The 19,666-nt window shown below is 54.6% G+C and carries 21 protein-coding genes; 7 read left to right on the top strand and 14 right to left on the bottom strand.

The window, feature by feature from the left end:
* Both BM427_RS08395 and cscK read right to left on the bottom strand, forming a co-directional pair.
* On the bottom strand, nucleotides 1-1,518 hold the full coding sequence (locus BM427_RS08395) for a carbohydrate porin (protein ID WP_090120830.1): 1,518 nt from the start codon (nucleotides 1,516-1,518) through the stop codon (nucleotides 1-3).
* A 163-nt stretch (nucleotides 1,519-1,681) separates the two neighbouring features.
* The gene (gene cscK, locus BM427_RS08390) at nucleotides 1,682-2,599 is read right to left on the bottom strand and encodes a fructokinase (RefSeq protein ID WP_090120828.1); all 918 of its coding nucleotides are present in this window, start codon (nucleotides 2,597-2,599) and stop codon (nucleotides 1,682-1,684) included.
* Nucleotides 2,600-2,726: 127 nt separating this feature from the next.
* Here cscK and BM427_RS08385 point away from each other — a divergent pair, with 127 nt between their 5' ends.
* Nucleotides 2,727-3,398, top strand: a complete 672-nt coding sequence (locus BM427_RS08385) for an HAD family hydrolase (protein WP_090120826.1) — start codon at nucleotides 2,727-2,729, stop codon at nucleotides 3,396-3,398.
* On the opposite strand, the gene phnE (BM427_RS08380) is transcribed toward BM427_RS08385, so the two are convergent.
* The 5 genes from phnE (BM427_RS08380) to BM427_RS08360 form a co-directional block, all read right to left on the bottom strand.
* A complete protein-coding gene (phnE, locus tag BM427_RS08380) occupies nucleotides 3,385-4,266 on the bottom strand; it encodes a phosphonate ABC transporter, permease protein PhnE (RefSeq protein WP_090120825.1) in 882 nt (293 codons plus the stop codon). The two genes, BM427_RS08385 and phnE (BM427_RS08380), sit on opposite strands and share 14 nt — an antisense overlap.
* Nucleotides 4,263-5,135: a phosphonate ABC transporter, permease protein PhnE gene (gene phnE / locus BM427_RS08375; RefSeq protein WP_090120824.1), complete on the bottom strand. Its 873-nt coding sequence runs from the start codon at nucleotides 5,133-5,135 to the stop codon at nucleotides 4,263-4,265. Before phnE (BM427_RS08375) ends, phnE (BM427_RS08380) begins: the two co-directional genes overlap by 4 nt.
* A gap of 78 nt (nucleotides 5,136-5,213) precedes the next feature.
* Nucleotides 5,214-6,155 carry a phosphonate ABC transporter substrate-binding protein gene (gene phnD, locus BM427_RS08370; RefSeq protein WP_090120822.1) on the bottom strand — a complete coding sequence of 314 codons (942 nt, stop codon included), beginning with the start codon at nucleotides 6,153-6,155 and terminating at the stop codon, nucleotides 5,214-5,216.
* A gap of 35 nt (nucleotides 6,156-6,190) precedes the next feature.
* Complete coding sequence (phnC, locus tag BM427_RS08365) at nucleotides 6,191-7,036, bottom strand: phosphonate ABC transporter ATP-binding protein (RefSeq protein ID WP_090120821.1); 846 nt, start codon at nucleotides 7,034-7,036, stop codon at nucleotides 6,191-6,193.
* Nucleotides 7,037-7,201: 165 nt separating this feature from the next.
* A complete protein-coding gene (locus BM427_RS08360) occupies nucleotides 7,202-7,822 on the bottom strand; it encodes a hypothetical protein (protein ID WP_090120819.1) in 621 nt (206 codons plus the stop codon).
* 333 nt (nucleotides 7,823-8,155) lie between these two features.
* On the opposite strand from BM427_RS08360, the gene BM427_RS08355 reads away from it, so the two are divergent.
* From BM427_RS08355 to BM427_RS08345, 3 genes are all read left to right on the top strand, one after another.
* Entirely contained in the window at nucleotides 8,156-9,244 is a 1,089-nt protein-coding gene (locus BM427_RS08355) for an ABC transporter substrate-binding protein (RefSeq protein WP_090120818.1), read from the top strand.
* A 73-nt stretch (nucleotides 9,245-9,317) separates the two neighbouring features.
* Nucleotides 9,318-11,087 (top strand): ABC transporter permease, encoded by a 1,770-nt coding sequence (locus BM427_RS08350; protein ID WP_090120817.1) that lies wholly within the window; start codon nucleotides 9,318-9,320, stop codon nucleotides 11,085-11,087.
* Nucleotides 11,080-12,162: an ABC transporter ATP-binding protein gene (locus BM427_RS08345; RefSeq protein WP_090120815.1), complete on the top strand. Its 1,083-nt coding sequence runs from the start codon at nucleotides 11,080-11,082 to the stop codon at nucleotides 12,160-12,162. Before BM427_RS08350 ends, BM427_RS08345 begins: the two co-directional genes overlap by 8 nt.
* Here the strand turns inward: BM427_RS08345 and BM427_RS08340 are convergent.
* The 4 genes from BM427_RS08340 to BM427_RS08325 are packed head-to-tail and all read right to left on the bottom strand — an operon-like array spanning nucleotide 12,151 to nucleotide 15,146.
* Complete coding sequence (locus tag BM427_RS08340; RefSeq protein ID WP_090120813.1) at nucleotides 12,151-12,789, bottom strand: DUF1109 domain-containing protein; 639 nt, start codon at nucleotides 12,787-12,789, stop codon at nucleotides 12,151-12,153. The genes BM427_RS08345 and BM427_RS08340 overlap by 12 nt on opposite strands.
* A complete protein-coding gene (locus BM427_RS08335; protein ID WP_090120812.1) occupies nucleotides 12,776-13,327 on the bottom strand; it encodes a sigma-70 family RNA polymerase sigma factor in 552 nt (183 codons plus the stop codon). Before BM427_RS08335 ends, BM427_RS08340 begins: the two co-directional genes overlap by 14 nt.
* Nucleotides 13,328-13,336: 9 nt before the next feature.
* Nucleotides 13,337-14,557, bottom strand: a complete 1,221-nt coding sequence (locus BM427_RS08330) for a protein-disulfide reductase DsbD family protein (protein WP_090120811.1) — start codon at nucleotides 14,555-14,557, stop codon at nucleotides 13,337-13,339.
* 37 nt (nucleotides 14,558-14,594) lie between these two features.
* Nucleotides 14,595-15,146, bottom strand: coding sequence for a peroxiredoxin (locus BM427_RS08325; protein ID WP_090120809.1), 552 nt, complete (start codon nucleotides 15,144-15,146; stop codon nucleotides 14,595-14,597).
* A gap of 372 nt (nucleotides 15,147-15,518) precedes the next feature.
* Here BM427_RS08325 and BM427_RS08320 point away from each other — a divergent pair, with 372 nt between their 5' ends.
* Both BM427_RS08320 and BM427_RS08315 read left to right on the top strand, forming a co-directional pair.
* Entirely contained in the window at nucleotides 15,519-16,697 is a 1,179-nt protein-coding gene (locus tag BM427_RS08320; RefSeq protein WP_090121711.1) for an alpha/beta hydrolase-fold protein, read from the top strand.
* A 70-nt stretch (nucleotides 16,698-16,767) separates the two neighbouring features.
* Complete coding sequence (locus tag BM427_RS08315; protein WP_090121709.1) at nucleotides 16,768-17,304, top strand: GNAT family N-acetyltransferase; 537 nt, start codon at nucleotides 16,768-16,770, stop codon at nucleotides 17,302-17,304.
* A 24-nt stretch (nucleotides 17,305-17,328) separates the two neighbouring features.
* Here the strand turns inward: BM427_RS08315 and BM427_RS26230 are convergent, their stop codons facing one another.
* Entirely contained in the window at nucleotides 17,329-17,463 is a 135-nt protein-coding gene (locus BM427_RS26230) for a hypothetical protein (protein WP_302848382.1), read from the bottom strand.
* A gap of 80 nt (nucleotides 17,464-17,543) precedes the next feature.
* On the opposite strand from BM427_RS26230, the gene BM427_RS08305 reads away from it, so the two are divergent.
* Complete coding sequence (locus tag BM427_RS08305; protein ID WP_090120806.1) at nucleotides 17,544-18,326, top strand: DsbA family protein; 783 nt, start codon at nucleotides 17,544-17,546, stop codon at nucleotides 18,324-18,326.
* Between the two features lie 35 nt (nucleotides 18,327-18,361).
* On the opposite strand, the gene BM427_RS25265 is transcribed toward BM427_RS08305, so the two are convergent.
* Together BM427_RS25265 and BM427_RS08300 are read right to left on the bottom strand one after the other, a co-directional pair.
* Complete coding sequence (locus BM427_RS25265; protein WP_139234396.1) at nucleotides 18,362-18,787, bottom strand: hypothetical protein; 426 nt, start codon at nucleotides 18,785-18,787, stop codon at nucleotides 18,362-18,364.
* A 175-nt stretch (nucleotides 18,788-18,962) separates the two neighbouring features.
* The gene (locus BM427_RS08300) at nucleotides 18,963-19,637 is read right to left on the bottom strand and encodes a hypothetical protein (RefSeq protein WP_090120805.1); all 675 of its coding nucleotides are present in this window, start codon (nucleotides 19,635-19,637) and stop codon (nucleotides 18,963-18,965) included.
* Nucleotides 19,638-19,666 lie beyond the last annotated feature (29 nt).

Genomic DNA, 19,666 nt, shown 5'->3' with positions numbered 1-19,666 from the left:
TTAGAACCAGGTCTCCATTTGGACGCCGAAGTTCCACTCGCCGCCGGATTTAAAGCCGTTGCTGCCAAAGGCATCATCGCTAGCGTATTTATCCAGGCGGTGATCCCAGTCCATCCAGGTGGCGAACAGGCGGATTTCCGGGCGTTTGAGGAATTCGCCGACGTCGCTGGCTTTCAGCGTCGGGGCAACAGTCAGTTTATAGAAGCTACCACTCACCGCGTTACGGCTGTTGTAGCCTTTCGGGCGCAGATCCATGTACTGGTAACTGCCTTCATACTGCATTTCGAAGTTCTCGGTGATCCCCTGAATCAGACGCAGGTTGGCGGTAGCCCACTGGTAACTGTCGCCTTTGACGTAGCGATCTTTACTGCTTTGTGCTAGTACCGCTGGCGCAATATGCCAGCCGCCGCCCAACGGCGTGATGCCGTAGCTGGCAAGGCGCCAGGTGTTCGCTTCCGGCAACAGCGCACCGTCGGAACCGATCGATTTCACCTCTGCACCCAGGCCGTGGCCGTAGAGCAGGGCGGTTTTCGCCGAACCTTCCCTCAGCCCATAGAAGCTGCTGTTATGCAGGCCGAGAAGCGCATGCACGCCAGTATCCGCGGCATCGCCCTTCACTTTATTGCCGTCGAGATCGAGCCGGGCGTCATTATCTTTGGCGCGCATGCCGCTGACCATCAGTTGTAGCGGGCCGTAGAAATTGTTCAACGACAGGATATAGTTCTGCGCCGTGTTTTCACTGTTCTCAATGTCGCCGAAGGTGCGGCCGTAAATTGACAGGTTGCTGTGTGTGTCATCGTTCCACTTCATGTCGTAGATTCCGGCACCGGTCCCGGCGAGAAATACGACATCAGAGTCGATCCAGTGGATATCGAAGTTATCGCGGTCGAAACGTTTACCGGCCCAGAGGGTGGAGTCTTTAAACGCACCGGTGAAGCTCGGCAGATGGCCGATTTCGGTAAACGCCTGGCGCAGGTTGAGATCGCTGCTGGAGGCCGTCCAGTCGTTATAGGTTTTTTGCCCGTCGGCCAGCATCACTTTAAAGCGCGTGGTTGCACCGTTTGCCAGCGTCTGTTTATGTTCGAGGTTCATCTCGACATAGGTATCCGGTTCATTACCCAGGCGACCGACATGACCGCCGGTTTCACCTGCTGGCGTCACTGTTGGCCCGCCTTGCGTTTTGGCCGCAGAGTTGTTCATCAGCAGCCCGGAGCGGGCGTAGCCGTGGAATTCAAACCCGCCTTCATCGGTGGATTTTTGTTCCAGTTTGGCGGTGCGCTGCTCAACCTGGCGGGTGGTGGTTTGCGTCTTCTGCTGCGCGGCGGCCAGTTCCTGCGCCTGTTTTTCCGCCGCGTTGGCGCGGGTTTCTGCGGCATTTGCGCGTTGTTCTGCCGCCTGTAAACGCTGTTCCAGTGCGGCAAGGCGGGCTTCTATGCTACTCATGCTGGGATCGGCAGCCAGTACAGAGCCAGAGCTAAATATCAAACCAAAGGTTACGGCAAGCGTGCTTTTTTTCATCGTTTTGCATCCCTAAGGAAGAGCTATCATCACAGGGTTATTTTTTGCTAAACCGGTTTAGGTGACGAATCATACCCATGGCTAATTTCTTCACGCAATTAAATTTGCTAAACCGGTTTAGTGATTGTGAGACGGCTCGCAAAACGAAGCGGCACTCAGGCGGTTATTCTTCCAGTTGATGATGATAGGGTAAGGCGGTCATTGCGCCTTTCGCCGTGGTGGCGAGCGCCCCGCAGCGCTGCGCGGTGACAAGACGAGCGCCAAGTTGCGCCGGGTTATCCGGTAGCCCGTGCTGTGCCAGTTCCCACAGCAATCCGGCAACAAATGCATCGCCTGCGCCGGTAGTATCGACGCTGATAACCGGCCGCGTTGGCCAGGTACTGAGTGCGCCTCGCAGGCAGGCTTTAACGCCCGCTTTACCCTGTGTCACCAGCAACAGCGGGATAGAAAAACGTTCAGCCAATTGCTGCATGCTGGCGTCGATATCCGCCAGGCCGCTGAAAAAGGCCAGCTCTTCTTCCGAGAGTTTTACGACGTCTGCCAGTGTGAAGGCCTGACTCAGCGCGTCATGTAACTGCGGCGGATCGGCCCACAGATCGTGACGGATATTCGGGTCGAAGCTGACAAACCCGCCAGCGCTGCGGATGCGCCTCATCGCCGTAAACGTGGTGCTGCGTGACGGCTCTGCAGAGAGTGCAATCGAGCAGCAGTGCAGCCATTCGCTGCGCTGAAAAGGCGGTAGATCATCCACAGAGAGAAACAGATCGGCGCCCGGTCGTACCATAAAGGTAAATGAGCGCTCACCCACTTCATCGAGCGCGACGACCACCGTGGAGGTGCGTTGCGCCGGGTCGGTAAACATGAACGCGGTGTGCACCTGCTCGGCGTCGAGGGTTTGGCGCATAAAGCGACCAAAAGGATCGTCACCGACGCGGCCGATAAAACCGCTCTTTCCCTGCAAACGCGCGATGCCGACTGCCACATTCGCCGGCGCGCCGCCAGGACACTGCAACAAGCGCCCTGCGCCTTCCGGCAGTAAATCGACCACCACATCGCCCAGACACCAGACTCGTGCTGACATACTTCTCTCCCGCTTTAAAATAATCGATAAAACTTAACTAAACCGGTTTAGCAAATCAACTGCATCGTTAAGTTGTCATCTTTTTTTGCTAAAGTGCAGGGCAGGATTCCTTACTCTGGACGCGACAATGCCGCAACCGCTGTACGTTTTCGATCTCGATAACACCTTGATTTCTGGTGACAGTAGCACGCTGTGGAGCCGTTATCTGGTGCGTGAAGGTTTTGCCGATGGCGCGGATTATTTGCGTGATGAAGCGCGGATGATGCAGGCTTACGCGCACGGCGAAATGAACTTGCACGAGTATGTGGCGCTGACCATGTCGCCGCTGCGCGATTTCCCGGTGGCGCAGGTGGAAAGCATGGTGGCACTGTGTGTCGAAACGGAGATTGTGCCGCACATCTACCCGCAGGCGCTGGCGTTAATCAGGGAATTGCAGGCCAGCAATCAAGCGATGCTGATTATCTCCGCGTCGGTCAGTTTGCTGGTGAAGGCGATTGCACCGGTGCTGGGCATTGAGCATGCGATTGGTGTGGAAGTGAAAATTGATAACGGGCGCTACACGGGGATTATTGACGGTACGCCAAGTTATCAGCAAGGCAAAATTACCTGCCTTGAAAACTTCCTTGTCCATCACCCGCAGCATCGTGGTGCTGTGACGTTTTATACCGACTCGATTAACGATTTGCCGCTCTGCGAATACGCCAACCACGTATTTATGGTGAATCCTTGCCCGCAACTGGCGGCGCAGGGAGAACTGCGCCGCTGGCCGCAACTTAACTGGCAGCTTACTCCGGCTTAAACAGCGGCACCGATTTACCGATAATATAGCGTTGGCGCAGCCAGGCCGAGGCCATATCCATCAGCATCACCACGACGACCAGAATCACGGTGATAAACATCACCACATCCCAGTTCCACAGCCGCATATTTTCGGCATATATCAAACCGATACCGCCCGCGCCGACAAAACCCAGCACCGCCGCCGAACGTGTGTTCGACTCGATCTGATAAAGGCTCAGCGCGAGGAAGGTCGGGAATGACTGGGTAAAGGTACTGAAACGGTGCTTTTGCAGGCCACTCGCGCCGACGGCCGTCATACCGCGTCCTGGCGAACGATCCACCGCTTCATGGCTTTCCGCGTACAGACGACCAAGCAGACCGGTATCCTGCATGATAATCGCCAGTACCCCGGCCAGGGGGCCAAGGCCGACGGCGCGCACAAAAATCAGCCCCCAGATCGCCATATCGACGCCACGCAGAATGTCGAACAGGCGACGCATACAAAACGCCACTGTGCCGAGGAACCCGCCGCGCATGATGTTACGTGCGGCAAGGAATGAGAGCAGCAACGCCAGCATTGTGGCGCTGAGCGTACCGGCGAAAACAATCGCCAGCGTGATGCCAATTTGCGAGAAATAGTAGCCAAACGGCCAGTTGAGGAAATCGTGCCAGACAAACATGCGCAGCAGATAGTGGCCTATCTGCTGTATGCCGTTAAGCGCCTGATTGAGCGGAATACCGAACTGCATAAAAAACCACAGATAGTAGAGCGCAGCGGCCAGGGCTATCAGGCCCAGACGGCGCAGATAACGCCCCTGCGCTTTGAACAAATCACTGTGCAGTTTACGACTTAAGGTCACATTCGGTACGGCTTGCCAGTTTGTCATTTTTTCCCCTCCAGCACCCACTGGCGCAAACGGCCAGAGAGGGTATCGAGTACTGAAACCACAATGATGATCAGCAGCAGCGTAATGCTAACCTGATCGTAGCGGTCGAGTTTGATATTGGTCATCAGCTCCTGGCCGATACCACCTGCGCCAACCAGACCGAGAATAGTGGAGGAGCGGAAGTTAATCTCCAGGCGCATAAAGCCGTAGGAGAGAAATATCGGTTTGACCTGCGGCCACAGCGCGAAACGGATGCGTTGCAGATGCGTGGCCCCGCAGGCGGCCAGCCCGCGTACCGGACGATCATGTGTACTTTCCACCGCTTCATAGAACAGTTTGGTCAGGCTGCCGACAGTGTGCAGCGCCAGCGCAAGGAAACCGGGGATCGCGCCAATGCCAAATGCCATCACGAAGATGACTGCCCACGCCAGCTCCGGCATGGTGCGCAAAAACGCTACCAGCGTGCGAATAGCAAAACGTACCGGCGGCGGCGACCAGGTGTTGCTCGCTGCAAGAAAAGCCAGCACGCCAGCGATGACAAAAGAGAGCAGCGTTGAGGCCAGCGCCAGTTGCAGGGTTTCCCAAATCAGCGGTAACTGAATCGGCAAGCGATAACCCCAATATGCCAGCGAGCCTTTGGTGTGGCTGTCGGCAAACAGCTGCGACCAGTGCAGCGTTGGCACGGTTTCCAGCATGTAATCGAGGAAGTTGGGCAGCGAGTGCCAAATGGTAAAAATATTAAATTCGGCGGCGTTCCCGGCGGCAAACCAGAGCGCCAGTAGCAGTAACGAAGAGGCCACTGTGTCGCGCTTCTGGCGCGTTCTGACCTGTTGGTAATAGTGCTCAAACTGCGTATTCGACGTGTTCATGCGTTGCAATAGCGTCCTGTATGACAATCGAATAAAAGCCCCTGGTTCGACGCAGGGGCTTATTTCACGAGGTGTCGATTAGCGTGCAGTGACCAGCTCGCGTTTCATCTCGATAATCTGTTTGAAATCATCCACGCTGCCCGGGCCGATATGCTGCGTACCGCCCATCGCTTTCACGAAGCAGGCGTGATCATCGGTATCCAGTTTCTTCACGGCGGTAATGACTTTGGCTTTGAAATCCGCCGGCAGGCTGTTGCTCACCAGGATCGGGCCGTTCGGGATCAGCGGCGATTCCCAGATGATGCGGATCTCTTTCATCAGATTCGGGTGATCCATACGGATCAGGCGATTAAAAGCACCTGAGGTGTAGCCGGAATTGTAGTCGCCAACCAAAGAGGTCCAGGTGACTGCGCCAGCGAACTGGCCGTTCAGCACGCCGAGGATGTCCTGCTCATGACCGCCAGAGAAGGTGACGCTGGAGAAGTAGTTGTTATATTTGTTGTCGGTATTGCCGCCGAATTTCTGTTTGAACGCGTAGTTCGGGATCAGGTAGCCGGAGGTGGAATCCGGGTCCGCAAAACCAAACGCTTTGCCTTTCAGATCTTCCAGCTTTTTGTACGGGCTGTCGGCTTTCACGATCACCACAGAGTGGTAACCGCGCGATTGATCTTTATCGTCAACAGCGATACCGACGATATCGACCGCTTTCGGGTTGTTGATATACACCGAGGCGTAAGAAGAAGGCGACATGCTCAGCACCACGTCAACTTTCCCGCCCAGCAGACCCTGGATCACGCCGGAATAGTCAGAGGAGTTGCGCAGTTTGGTATCGACGTTCAGCTCTTTATCGAGAAATTCTTTCACACACTGGTTATCACCGATTTGTTGGGTCGCGTTCTGCCCGCCCAGAATCCCCAGATTCAATTCCTTCGGCTGCTCAGCGGCAGAAGCCTGCCATGCCAACAGAAGGCCTGCCATCAATGCAGATAAACGTAATGCGCCAGAAATAGGGTTTTTCATTGTCATTGCCTGTGTTGTCTCATTGGGAGGAATAATTAATGCAATTGGCTGATTTCATCGCCGTACAGTACGTGCAGAACATCCTGTGTCAGCCGGGAAGGGTGGTCGTCAAAAATAATGCGTCCCTGCGCCACACCGATAACCCGTGTGCAGTACTCTTTCACCAGCTCAACAGAGTGCAGGTTGACCATCACGCTGATGCCCTGCTGGCTGACTTCGCGCAGTACATCCATGATGCGCTGGGTATTTTTGGGGTCCAGCGAGGCGACAGGTTCGTCCGCCAGTAATAACGAGGGGTTCTGGATCAGCGCCCGGCAAATCGCCACGCGCTGCATTTGCCCACCGGAGAGCGTTTCTGCACGCTGTAATGCATGTGGCAGCATGTTCAGCCATTCGAGCAGGGCGATGGCTTTGGCGCGGTCTTCGTCGGTGAAGACTTTAAACAGCGATTTTAGTGTTGATGTCTGGCTCAGACGGCCGAGCAGCACGTTGGTCAGCACATCCAGGCGTGGAACGAGGCAGAAGTCCTGGAAAATCATGCCGCACTGGCTGCGCCACTGATTGAGTGCACGGCCTTTCAGGCGTGATACATCACGCGGCTCGCTTTCATCATCGGCGAAACTTAAGATTTCGCCCGCGCTGGCGCTGTGCGTGCCATTCAGTACATGTAATAACGTTGATTTACCCGCGCCGGAACGGCCAATTACGCCGACCATCTCCCCGCTGTGCAGATCGAAACTGATATCCTCCAGCACGGTCTGGTGCTCATTATACGATTTGCGCAAATTCCTGACGCTCAGCACCTTTTGTTTCGGCACGGTGTTTAATGGATGCTGATACGAATTGGGGTATTCAGAAAGTTCTGCCAATGCGCTGTTCATAAGTGTTCCGGTTTTTGTCATTCAACTGGCGTCCATTAACGGCACAACAGATGATCGTTTTATGACGAACAGGCGAACAAATAATGAACGCGAAGGTTTCGTTTAAGTTCGTTTAAGATTGGGCTGGCCACCGCAGGCTGCGGTGGCAGGGAACCGAGGAGATGTTTACATCATGCGGATAATCAGACACGCTGCGCCCCAGGCGCCTTCTGTCCCTTCGTCATGAATTTCTGAAGTGACCTGATAAACGTGATAACGGTCAGCGATCTGTTTTTGTACGTAGTCCTCCACGCGCGCAAATTTCTGCGACACCTTTTCCGCACCGCTGAGTAATTCACCGTCAGCGGCGGAATAATAATAGGCGAAAACGCCAAATTTAATGGAAGAGGTTTCGCGGCTGATTTTCAGCACCGAGGTAATACGCTCGATATCGTGATACCAGGTGGAGGGACCGCCGGGCTGGTTTTTCACTTCAATAACCGCACGCGGCTGGTATTTTCCCCACCACAGCAGAATATCAAAACGCCCATTTAGCCGCGCTTTAAGGGGCTTGGGGCCTGGCGCGATAGCCTGCGCATGTTCCATCGAACTGCTGCCATTACTCTCGATAGTAACGAATTTCGCCCCCTCCATTTCGCTCAACTCTTTGGCGATATAGGTAGTCAGCATGTATTCCGCGGCTGTCCACACCCAGTATCCCCCTGACATTTTCCGGTAATCCTCATGCGCTTTCTCAATCCCGGAAATGATTGCGCCGCTGATAACGTCTGTTGCCACTGCTGCCATTGCGTTATGATCTCCTGAAAATTTGCGGCCAGCATACGCTTGTATCGGCTTATTGATGGGGCGATATAAGCCGCAAAATGCATTATTTTTATGTTATTTCCCACGACACTGCTTTCTACTTTCTGGCTATTTTTCTGCACGAGATGGCAGCCAGAGCATGATATTAAGCGGATGTTTACGGTTTCTCTGCCTGCTATTTTTTGCGCAGAAACAACCTATTTTTAAACCACGCCACCGTCACAAAAGTCAGAAAAAACAAGCAACTTTATTGCATCAGTGGGCGCACGGTCTATATGTTAACTTTGTGTTTCAAAAATGATGCCGGGGGGTTGTATGAACGGGAAGATCGCAACGTTGGCTGCTGTTCTGGCCACCGTATTTGCTGGCTCTGCGCTGGCGGCAGTGCCTGCGGGCTATCCAGCGGAATACCAGAAGATTGTGGATGCCGGGACGAAAGAGGGCAAAGTCGTTATCTATTCGACAACGGACACCAAAGCCGCAGGCCCGCTGATTAAAGGCTTTGAGGAACAATATCCTGGAATCAAAGTTGAATATAACGATATGAACAGCACCGAGCTGTATAACCGCTATCTCAGCGAGCAAGCCTCTGGTGGTGGCAGTGGCGATGTGGTCTGGAGTTCATCGATGGATACCGCGCTGAAGTTGGCGACGGATTATGCAGCCGAATATGTTTCACCGGAAAAAGAGAAATTACCAACGTGGGCGGTATGGCAACAAAAAGCCTATGGCACCACCTATGAACCGGTGGTGTTTATTTATAATAAACGGCTGATTCCCGCAAATGAGGTTCCCGACTCCCACAGTGCGTTGGCGAAATTAATCGCCGCGCAGAGCGATAAATTCAAAAATAAAGTCACCACCTACGATATTGAAAAGTCCGGCCTCGGTTTTATGCTCGCTGTTCAGGACAGCAAAAGCGACAAAGATTATTTCGCACATCTGGCTGATATCGCCAAAGGCGGTCTGACGGTGCAGTCCTCCACCGGTACCATGATGGAGCGCGTCTCGTCGGGTGAAAACCTGATTGGTTACAACATCCTTGGCTCGTACGCGGAAGCGCGCATTAAAGGGGATAAATCGCTGGGGATCGCTTATCCGAAAGATTATGTGCTGGTGCTATCGCGCGTGTCGTTTATCAGTGCGGAAGCGGAACATAGCAACGCGGCGAAACTGTGGTTTGACTATGTGCTGTCAGAAAAAGGGCAGAGCATTCTCGCCAACCAGGCGGATATTCCTTCCTTGCGCCAGGATATTGAAGGCAAAAACGACATTGATGGCATGACCAAATTGCTGGGGCAGGCGCTGAAGCCGATCCCGGTAGATGAATCACTGCTGGAATATCTGGAGCCGAAAAAACGTCTGGAATTTATTAAACAGTGGCGCGAAGCCGCTGCCAAATAACCTCCATTACTGTTGTGTGTCGCTGCGATGCACAACGTTTTGCCTGGCATGACAGAGCGTAAAGGGATGATTTATGAATATCGTGCGCAGAAAATGGCAGGGGTTGCCGCGTGGTGTAACCGTATTAATTACCGCACTGGTTATTTATATCCCGCTGTTATTTATTGTGGTGCAGAGTTTCCTCTCCGCACCCTTTTTCGCCCGTAGTAAAGCGTTCAGCCTTGAAGCCTTTGCCTTTATTTTTACCGATCCTGATTTTTATCTGGCGCTGAAATCCGGCTTCATTCTGGCTTTCGGGCTGGTGATTATTGCGATTCCACTCGGTGGCATCCTTGCCTTTCTGATGGTTCGCACTGATTTGCCGGGCCGCCGGTTTATTGAGCCGTTGATTCTGGTACCGATTTTCGTCTCGCCGATGGTGCTCGGTTTTGGCTATGTGGTCGCCGCCGGGCCGGTGGGCTTTTTCTCGCGTTGGGCGGAGGCGCTCATCGGTTTTGTGCCGTGGAACATCTACTCAATGTTCAGCATTGTGGTGATTGCCGGTTTAACCCATGTTCCTCATGCCTATCTTTATATCTCATCGGCATTGCGTAGCGTCGGTTCGGACGTTGAAGAGGCGGCGCGTACCGTCGGCGCATCACCGCTTCAGGTGATGACTGCCGTCAGCCTGCCGATGGTTCGTCCCTCGATTCTGTATGCCTGCGTACTGCTCTTTTTCCTCGGTCTGGAAGTGTTCGGCCTGATGCTGGTGCTTGGCGATCCTGAAGGCAACATGGTGCTGGCAACGTATCTGTATAAGTTGACCAACAAACTGGGTACGCCGTCGTATCACCTGATGGCGGCGGTGGCGGTGGTGCTGATTTGCATCACCATTCCGCTGGTGATGTTGCAGCGCAGGCTGATGCGCACCGCCAGCCGTTTCGTCACCATGAAGGGCAAAGCCTCGCAGGCACGTGCGCTGCCGCTTGGCAAATGGCGGTGGGTGGCGGGAATGGTGGTGGTGGCGTGGCTTACCGTTACCATCGGCGTGCCCTTGATCGGCGTGGTGCTGCGGGCGTTTATCGCCAACTGGGGTGTCGGCGTTTCGCTGTGGGACGAGTTTTCGCTCTCCACGTTCCGCAATATCTGGCAGCAGCCGAACCTGCTACGCGCTATCGTCAACTCGATGGCCATTGGCGTGATTGGCGGTGCGCTGGCGGTGGTCTGCTATCTGTTCGTCGGTATTGCGATGCACCGCAAGCAGGATAATGTTACACGCTTTCTCGACTATAGCGTGCTGGTGCCACGTGCCGTGCCTGGGTTGCTGGCGGGGCTGGCGTTCTTATGGGTGTTCCTTTTTCTGCCGATGTGGCTGGATCAGTCGCTAAAAAACGGCTGGCTCTCCGGGCTGCCGGTGGCGCAGTGGCTGCGCGACAACCTGATCGTCTGGCTGCGTTCGTTGCGTACTACCATCTTCAGCGTCTGGCTGGCCTACACCGTGGTATGGATGGCGTACGGGCTGCGTTTGATCTCCTCCACGCTGTTGCAGGTTGGGCCAGAGCTGGAAGAGGCTGCACGCAGTACCGGCGCGTCGCGCGGACAGGTAACCCGTCATGTCACGGTGCCGCTGTCGCGCTACGGTTTGATCGGCTCCTGGTTGTTGATGTTCCTGATTTTTGAGCGTGAATACTCAACCGGTGTTTACCTGCTTTCTCCGGGGACGGAAACCATCGGCTCGATGCTGGTGTCGCTGTGGGCGGCGGGCGCGATCGATATCGTCGCTGCGCTGTCGTTTATCAATATTCTGCTGGTGGTCATCGGTCTTGGCGTGGCCCTGCGCTTTGGAGTGAAATTACATGATTGAGCTGGCTGTCGATAATCTGCATCTGACCTATGGCGACAATCCGGTATTGAAAGGCGTCTCCATGCAACTGAAACGGGGCGAAGTTGTTTCGCTGCTTGGCCCCTCCGGTAGCGGTAAAACCACGCTGCTGCGTGCCGTCGCCGGGCTGGAAAAACCGAGCCAGGGGCGCATCACCATTGGCAGCAATGTGGTGTACGACGGAAATCCGCGCAGTGAAGTGCCCGCCGAAGAGCGCAATCTGGGGCTGGTGTTCCAGTCTTACGCCTTGTGGCCGCATAAAACGGTATTCGAGAATGTGGCTTATCCGCTGAAACTGCGCAAAGTCGCGTCGGCGGAGATCGCCCAGAGGGTGCAAGCGGTACTGGATCAACTTGGGCTGGGAAGGCTGGGTAAACGCCATCCACATCAACTCTCCGGTGGCCAGCAGCAGCGTGTGGCGATTGGCCGGGCGCTGGTCTATAACCCACCGGTCATTTTGCTGGATGAGCCGCTGTCAAACCTCGACGCCAAGCTGCGCGAGGAGGCGCGGGTCTTCCTGCGCGAGCTGATTGTCAAACTCGGTTTATCGGCGCTAATGGTAACGCACGATCAAAATGAAGCGATGGCGATTTCTGACCGCATCCTGCTGCTGAACAACGGTGTTATCGAACAGCAGGGCACACCGCAGGAGATGTACAGCACGCCATCGACGCTGTTTACTGCTGAATTTATGGGCAGCAATAACCGCCTGCATGGCAATGTCACTGAGGTGGTGAATGGGAAAGCGCGTATTGAGGGTGCGAGCTGGGCGCTGTGGGGCGTCGCCGGGCCGGGCGTCGCCGTGGGCCAACCGGCGACGGCAGTGATCCGCGTGGAAAGCCTGCGGTTAAGCGATCAACCGCAGGACAACGCGATGGAGTTGCCGATGCTGACCAGTATGTATCTTGGTGATCGTTGGGAATATCTGTTCCGCACACAAGGGGATGATTTTGTGCTGCGTGTTTACGGTACTCAGCCGCGCAGCGAGCAAAATTATCGCCTAGTGCTGCCTGCCGAACAGCTATGGATCTTCCCTAAAAGCGGTTCACCAGGATAACGCCACCCAGCGGTAACCCAGCGCAATGGTGCCAGTGATTATGGTGAAGATAGCGGCGATATGCATTAACAGATCCGGTGCGCTGAGGTGCACCGGATGGCAAAGCGCCAACAGCGTCAGCGCCATACAGGCCACGCCCGTGCCCGCCGCCGCCAGGCTACGCGCCGGGAACAGCGAGCGGGTGCGGTGCAGGTAACCAATCACAATCGCCATCATTGGGGCGCTGACCACCACCATAAACAGATAGCAATTCGGCCCTTCAACGCTACCGGCAGGTTCCAGCGAGTGGTGCAGATGCAGGTTAACCAGCGTGCTGGCGAACCAGATGCTGAACAGTGGCGCAAACCACTTCCAGCTAAGCGGCTGCTGCCCGGCAATACTCAGCAAAAAAGCATTACGAATCGCCAGCGTTCCGGCGACAAAGGTCAGCGGCAACTGCACGATAACCCACGCCGCGCCGCTCTGCGACCAGTCGGTCAGGGTTCTGTTCAGCAATAAACTGGCGGCAATACCGCACGGTAACGCCGTCGCCAGCCAGGCCATCACGCGCCAGCCGGGTTGCCAGGGGCGTTTTACCGGCGCGATGGAGCGGCTTAATTTCTCAATTAACAGGTCATGATCGGCCATGATGTGCTCCCAACCGACGAAGATTATTCAGGGCGCGGTGCAGCAATGACTTCACGGCGGAAACCGTCAGGTTATTGTGCGTCGCGGTTTCCGCAAGGCTCATCTCCCGCAGATGAACATGCTCAATCACTTGCCGCTGGCGGTCCGGTAGCTGATTCAGCAGTGCCGACAGCTCTTCCGGTGCCTGAGACGGCTCGCTGTTGGCAATCAGCAGTGATGCCTCCTCACTTTCCACCTCCCGTTGCCAGTGGCGACCGCGCTTGCGCAGCGCATCGACGGTGCGGGCATGGGCAATTGCCATCAACCATGGCAGGAAAGGGGCGCTGGGATCGTAGGTATGACGCACCCGGTGCACGGTGAGCAGCACATCCTGAATCACATCATCCACCAGCACCTCGTCGGCGATCTGCTTGTGAGCAAGCGTGCGGATCACTGGCACCAGCGCTTTCAGCAGCCGCGTGTAAGCCTGCTGGTCGCCAGCCTGCGCAAGCGCCATCAGGCGTGGCCATTCGTCACGCGCTGCCTCACTTTTTTGCATAATCTGCCTTTAGGTTTTTTTCCCACTCGCCTGATTCAGCGCATTTACTACGATTGAGGGTGTCAGTACTTGTGGCAGGATCTTCGGCGCACTGCCGTCTGCCGGGTAGACCACATAGAGCGGCAGGCTGCCCTGGCCCAGTTCATTGAGCGCGTCATCAATATCCGCATTAAATTTCGTGGAGTCGGCCACCATATAGAGTGTCCCGGTCTGCGCCAGCGCGGTTTTCACGGCCTGAGTGGAGAGCGACGTGCGCTCATTAACCTGACAGGTGATGCACCACGAGGCGGTGAAATCGACAAAGATGGCTTTGCCATGTCCGCGATTCTCCGCCACCGCCTGCGGTGACCATTTCACCTCGGTAATGTGCGCAGCAGGCAAGGTGCTACCGCTTTTCACGACCGAGGGCAGTGGCACAATCGCGGCAAGCAGCAGTACCGCCGTGGTGGCAAACAACACCTTATGCCCGCGTCCGGCAAAGCGGCGCTGTTGCGCCATACCGTACAGCCAGGCGGCAAAGCTCACCACCACCGATGCGGCAAGGATCGCCGCCAGCGCGGTCATCCCTGACTGCTGTGCCAACACCCACACCAGCCAGCCGAAAGCGCCGAACATCGGAAACGCCAGCCCGCGCTTGAGGGTATTCATCCATGCGCCGGGGCGCGGCAGCCATTTGCCGAGCGACGGAAACAGTGAGATCACGCTGAACGGCGCAGCGAACCCGAGCGCCAGCGCGAAAAATACCGCCAGCGCAACGGCGGGTGGCTGCACTAATGCGTAACCAATCGCGCCCGCCATAAACGGTGCAGCACAAGGGGTGGCGACAATGATCGCCAGCGCGCCGGTTAGCGCTGCGCGGATAAATGCGCCGCGTTTCACCTCGATCTCTCCGGCGCGTTGCAGGCTGAGACCCACCTCAAATACGCCGAGCAAATTAAGCGCCGCGCCGAGGATCACCAGCGCCAGAAAGGCGATCACCAGCGGCGACTGAAGTTGAAACCCCCAGCCAACCGCCGTTCCGCCCGCGCGTAATGCAAGCAGAATCCCGGCCAGTATCATCATCGTTACCACGGTGCCGAGCAGAAAGCCGAAACCCTCCTTTCGGATTCGCGCCGGGCCCTCGGCGTGACGGACTAAGCCCAGCGCTTTCAGCGAGATTATCGGAAACACGCAGGGCATAAAGTTGAGAATAATGCCGCCTGCGAAGGCGGCGAGCATAGCGGTCAACATAGCGATGATTCTCTGCAAGTCGGAGGGTTACAGCGCATCAGGAATGCGCGTTGGCGTACTGTTTCACCGCTTCCATTGTTTTCTGAATGTGTGTTTCCGGATTTCTATCAGTGTAGCTCAGCAGGATCTTGCCATCCGGTGCGATGACAAACGAGGTACGGTCGGAAAGGGTTTTGCCTTTCATCTGCATCAGCGTGTCGTACTGGGCGGCCACTTTGGCACCCGGATCGGCGGTGACGGTAAATTTATCGCGGCACTCCAGCTTTGAGAACGCATCCACTTGATCGGTATTCCCGGCGGTGACGCCAATTACCGTGGCACCGAGCTTTTTGAAATCGTCAGTGGCTTCGGCAAAGTCATGAGCTTCAATGGTGCAGCCTTTACTGAACGCCGCCGGGAAGAAGTAAAGCACCACCGGTCCTTTTTTCAGCGCCTGCTGCAAGGAGAAGGTCAGCGGTTTCCCGGCCAGCGCACCTTGCAGTTGAAAATCCGGGGCTTGTGCGCCGACGGGCAGGGCGGCGTGGGCATTGGCGATGTTAAGCAGTGCAGCTGCAGTAAGGCTAAGCACGAGTTTTTTTATCGGGGTCATGTTGCGCTCCATTAGTGTGAAGATCGTTAACGCTCGTAGACAGTTCGCTGGTTCCGGGGGAAAAGTTTCGCCGGGCAGAAAATTTTCTCCGCACATGTTGCGCTGCACCCGGGGTTTACTTATTCATCTCATGCTTCCTGCGGTTTTATTTCACAAGCTGTTCCGGTTAACAGCGCGGCGTTTTTACGCTGGATAACTGAATTCCATGCGGAAATGTTTTTTTGTGATACCGGCATTCATGCACCCGGCAGCGAACAGGGTAATCTCAGCGGCGCTGATGAGAAAAAAACATTTACCGCCGGTATGCAGGCTAAGGTCTGGCGGTCATACCCGGTCGATAAATCGCATAACTGTGAAAAACGAGGGAGTGATATGAAGAGAAACATCGCTTGTCTGACGCTGTCCATCGCCGCCCTGCTGGGCTGTGCGGCTGCTCCGGCTTTTGCTGCACCCTTTCCGGTGACGCCTGATTTATCGGTGCCGGTCAGCCAATATGTGACGCAGGTTAACGCCGATAAAAGCATCACCTTTCGCCTTTTCGCGCCGGGCGCTAAACGGGTCTCGGTGATCACGGGCTCTACCCCGGATAGCTATGTTTCGCATGATATGAGCAAAGACGCCAGTGGCGTCTGGTCCTGGAAGAGCGGGGCGCTGGCACCGAACCTCTATGAGTACTATTTCGATGTCGATGGGTTCCGCTCGGTGGATACGGGAAGCCGTTTTCAGAAACCTCAACGCCAGGTGAATACCAGTCTGATTCTGGTTCCGGGCAGTATTCTTGACGATCGCGCCGTTCCGCATGGCGATCTGTTGACGGTGACTTATCACTCGAAAGAACTGGGCTCCGAGCGGCGGGTCTATATCTGGACACCGCCAGGTTATAACGGAAAAGGTGAGCCGCTGCCGGTGCTCTATTTCTACCATGGTTTTGGCGATACCGGCCTTTCTGCAATCGATCAGGGACGTCTGCCGCAGATCATGGATAACCTGCTGGCCGAAGGAAAAATCAAACCGATACTGGTCGTGGTTCCGGATACTGAAACCGACATCGCGCAGGTGATCCCGGAAAATTTTCCACCGAAAGACCGTCGCAAATCATTTTATTCCCTCAATGCGAAAGCGGCAGACCGCGAACTGATGCACGATATTATTCCGCTGGTCGATACGCGGTTTAACGTACGCAAAGACGCAAGCGGACGCGCGCTGGCAGGATTGTCGCAAGGGGGATATCAGGCGCTGGTTTCCGGGATGAACCATCTGGATAGCTTCGGCTGGCTGGCGACCTTCAGCGGTGTTACCACCACAACGGTACCTGATGCGGGCGTTAGCGCGCAGTTCAGCAAACCTGCGTTAATTAACAAGCAACTGCATAATTTCACCGTCGTTGTTGGCGGAAAAGACTCCGTCACCGGGAAAGACATCGCCGGGCTGAAGAGCGAGCTGGAAAAACAGGGTATAAAGTTTGACTACAAAGTGTACCCCGGCCTGAACCATGAAATGGATGTCTGGCGTCCGGCGTATGCGGAGTTTGTACAGAAACTGTTTAAATAAGGTGCTGCGCCCTTGTGAACCAGGGGCGCGCCCACAACAGGTAATCAATCCCTTTTTTCTGGAGGCACATTTGCCCATTGAAACGCACCGTCTGTATCTTCGTCCGGTTATCGCCTCCGATGTTGCCGCGCTGTTCAACATCTACGGCGATCCGGCGACAAATAGATTTAATCCGGCAGGGCCTTATCCGGACGTTCACTATGCAGAAACGGTTCTCGAACGCTGGATTGCGCACCGGGAGATGCACGGATTTGGCCAGTGGGCAATATCGCTTCTTAGCCAACCTGAACAGATCATCGGTTTTGGCGGGCTGAGTATTCGCAGCTATGCCGATATCACGATGAATAATTTAGGGTATCGTTTTTCCACTGTCGCATGGGGGAACGGTCTGGCGACTGAATTTGCTCAACGCGCCGTCAAATATGGATTTGAGGAGATTAAACTGGCGGAGATTTCGGCCGTTGTGAGAAAAAATCATTTGGCCTCGCAAAAGGTACTCCAGAAAACGGGACTGAAATATATCAAAGAAATTCATGATGTTGAAAATGTGCCACCGAGCCTGCTTTACTCTCTTACCCAGGAGGCGTGGAGGCGTGAAGCCAGGTGAGTGCGTTTGGACGAAAGGCTGGCTTTACTGACTGTCTTGATTGACCCTGTAGTCACGGGCGATGATTGGCTGGTCGATGGTACCATGAATGACAGCACAACTGGCCTGTGGCGTACTGTAGCGAAAAACGTGATTGTTCATACCGATCTCGTATGTCATACAAAACGAGCCACTGTCAGCGGAGGAAACCCGCAGATACACGTACCATTCAGAAAGAACGTTAATCAGAGAGCACATGCATGAAACTGAACAGAATATGGTCTTTGGTAGTCACAACCTACCTTTTAACCGCGTTAAGCCCTCTCCATGCCGCCCCTGCGCCGGTATTCACGCCAGAGCAGGAAGCGCAAATCGGCAAAATAGCCGCCGATTACCTGGTTCAGCACCCAGAAATTCTGGTGGAGGTCAGCCAGAAACTGCAACAGCAACAACAGGAGCGCCAGCAGGCGGCTCTGACGGCAAGCGTCGTGGAAAATCAGGCCGCTCTGCTGCAGGATGCGGACACACCGTCGGTCGGACCGGCGAAGGCAAAGGTTGCGGTCATCGAGTTCTTTGACTACCAGTGTATTTACTGCAGCCGGCTGGCACCGGGACTGGAGCAGGTGATGAAATCCCGCCCGGATGTCCGTTACATCTTTAAAGAGTGGCCGATTTTTGCTTCAAAATGGGAAGCGTCTTCAACGGCCGCCCAGCGCGGAATCGATGTCTGGAAACAGAAAGGCGCTGAGGGGTACCTGAAATACCACAATGCTGTCTACCACACCGGCCATACCGAAGGGGAGCTGACCACGGCGGATATTGAATCGGCGGCCAGAGCAGCCGGTGTCACGGAGCTGAAACCCGTCAATTACACGGCAGTGCTGGAAAAAAATGATGCACTGGCACAGGCGCTGGGGCTGAGCGGGACACCCGGCCTGATTGTGATGCCAGCACAGAACGCGACACCGAAAAACATCACGGTATTCGCCGGGCTGGCCTCACCGCAGCAGATCCTTTCCGCGATACAAAAAGCACAGAACTGAACGCGCCCGGTCCCGCCGGGTTCCTGTGTTTATTTTTAACACGAGGTGATATAACGCCCGGCTCTGACAGCCGGGAAAATATGGCAACTTGCCTGATGTATTGTATTATTTGCCGCGCTATAGACATAGGCTGTCAGATGCATATTCGTACCAGCCCCAGGAGGAGTTGCTCCCCCATTGTGCCACAAATCAACTTTCAGATAGAGATCCGATGCCGTACCGTTACCAGTATTATTCCGGATGATTGCGGCCTCTGATCCTGCCAGCGCCTGCGCAACAGTGACATGGTAAACACCGCCCGGAGACTGCAATTGTTGTTGAGCCACAGTAATGGGGGCCCAATGATCATTGTCACAGTCCATTTGGGTACAGACAAAAACTCTTGCCATTGACTGGCCTGAGAATGTAAACAGAAAGAATGTCGATATAATTAAAAAGAAAAGGGACTTGTATGTATTCATACTATGTAACCTCGCCAGATAGTAATGACCGATACTTTACGTTTTGCCATTATTTTTTTTCGGAAAATCACCGAAAGAATTCTGACTCAGAAAGGCTGTGCCAGAATTGATGACAAACACGTTGTGTTGAATACACCATAAATAACCTTAAAATGACTGACTCCTGGAAAACAGATCAGCTGGGAACAACAATCCACGTACCGTCGGCATTATAGGTAACGTCAAAAGTATTCTCACCTTCTGTTGCATCACAAAGAGCTGCAGTGATTGATGAACTGGTGAAATTCATAACCGTCCCGGCTTCATATGACCCCGTCTGGATGTAAAATTTGAGGATCGGCTGGCAATCCAGGTTCTGGTTGGGAAGTAACGTTGTAAAGTTAGACAGGATGACAGAGCCATCAGCCAGTTGTAATGCGGAGCCGGCATTAATGTTGTTCAGTGTCGGGTCAAATACGGGAGATACGAAACGGAACGAACCAGGCTGAGCATGCGGGTCTGCTACCGGCACAGCCAGCCCGAATGGATTCACCGACAACGTCGTGGAGTTATTCTGTGCGGCACTGGTATCAGCTGGAGTCAGATCAACGGCACGAATAGCTGACAAATAGCCCGATTGCTGACCTACTACAGGAGGTGTGAAGCTCTGTTGTGCTCCTGCAAAAAATTGCATATTAATCAGTAAAGTAAAGGTGCTCGCGCTGTAGGAATAAGGGGCAAGTGGAATAGACTGGATACTGTTCGAATAAACTTTACTACCACCAGTATATACAGCAGGTTGCTGGAAAAAGTAAAAATCCTGCAGGTGTTCACTATGGTTTGTCAGGTTGAATTTAAGTTGTGTGCTCATGAATATAGACCTCGTTTATTGGATTAAAT

Source organism: Kosakonia arachidis, from assembly GCF_900116535.1.
GTDB classification, from domain to species: Bacteria; Pseudomonadota; Gammaproteobacteria; order Enterobacterales; family Enterobacteriaceae; genus Kosakonia; species Kosakonia arachidis.
Note: the sequence above shows the minus strand (reverse complement) of the source record. Positions and strands in the feature narration are given on the sequence as shown.

Excerpts from the sequence above, each read along its gene's own strand:
- BM427_RS08395 (WP_090120830.1), bottom strand. The coding sequence starts at position 1,518 with ATGAAAAAAAGCACGCTTGCCGTAACCTTTGGTTTGATATTTAGCTCT.
- cscK (WP_090120828.1), bottom strand. The coding sequence starts at position 2,599 with ATGTCAGCACGAGTCTGGTGTCTGGGCGATGTGGTGGTCGATTTACTG.
- BM427_RS08385 (WP_090120826.1), top strand. The coding sequence starts at position 2,727 with ATGCCGCAACCGCTGTACGTTTTCGATCTCGATAACACCTTGATTTCT.
- phnE (WP_090120825.1), bottom strand. The coding sequence starts at position 4,266 with ATGACAAACTGGCAAGCCGTACCGAATGTGACCTTAAGTCGTAAACTG.
- phnE (WP_090120824.1), bottom strand. The coding sequence starts at position 5,135 with ATGAACACGTCGAATACGCAGTTTGAGCACTATTACCAACAGGTCAGA.
- phnD (WP_090120822.1), bottom strand. The coding sequence starts at position 6,155 with ATGAAAAACCCTATTTCTGGCGCATTACGTTTATCTGCATTGATGGCA.
- phnC (WP_090120821.1), bottom strand. The coding sequence starts at position 7,036 with ATGAACAGCGCATTGGCAGAACTTTCTGAATACCCCAATTCGTATCAG.
- BM427_RS08360 (WP_090120819.1), bottom strand. The coding sequence starts at position 7,822 with ATGGCAGCAGTGGCAACAGACGTTATCAGCGGCGCAATCATTTCCGGG.
- BM427_RS08355 (WP_090120818.1), top strand. The coding sequence starts at position 8,156 with ATGAACGGGAAGATCGCAACGTTGGCTGCTGTTCTGGCCACCGTATTT.
- BM427_RS08350 (WP_090120817.1), top strand. The coding sequence starts at position 9,318 with ATGAATATCGTGCGCAGAAAATGGCAGGGGTTGCCGCGTGGTGTAACC.
- BM427_RS08345 (WP_090120815.1), top strand. The coding sequence starts at position 11,080 with ATGATTGAGCTGGCTGTCGATAATCTGCATCTGACCTATGGCGACAAT.
- BM427_RS08340 (WP_090120813.1), bottom strand. The coding sequence starts at position 12,789 with ATGGCCGATCATGACCTGTTAATTGAGAAATTAAGCCGCTCCATCGCG.
- BM427_RS08335 (WP_090120812.1), bottom strand. The coding sequence starts at position 13,327 with ATGCAAAAAAGTGAGGCAGCGCGTGACGAATGGCCACGCCTGATGGCG.
- BM427_RS08330 (WP_090120811.1), bottom strand. The coding sequence starts at position 14,557 with ATGTTGACCGCTATGCTCGCCGCCTTCGCAGGCGGCATTATTCTCAAC.
- BM427_RS08325 (WP_090120809.1), bottom strand. The coding sequence starts at position 15,146 with ATGACCCCGATAAAAAAACTCGTGCTTAGCCTTACTGCAGCTGCACTG.
- BM427_RS08320 (WP_090121711.1), top strand. The coding sequence starts at position 15,519 with ATGAAGAGAAACATCGCTTGTCTGACGCTGTCCATCGCCGCCCTGCTG.
- BM427_RS26230 (WP_302848382.1), bottom strand. The coding sequence starts at position 17,463 with ATGACATACGAGATCGGTATGAACAATCACGTTTTTCGCTACAGTACG.
- BM427_RS08305 (WP_090120806.1), top strand. The coding sequence starts at position 17,544 with ATGAAACTGAACAGAATATGGTCTTTGGTAGTCACAACCTACCTTTTA.
- BM427_RS25265 (WP_139234396.1), bottom strand. The coding sequence starts at position 18,787 with ATGAATACATACAAGTCCCTTTTCTTTTTAATTATATCGACATTCTTT.
- BM427_RS08300 (WP_090120805.1), bottom strand. The coding sequence starts at position 19,637 with ATGAGCACACAACTTAAATTCAACCTGACAAACCATAGTGAACACCTG.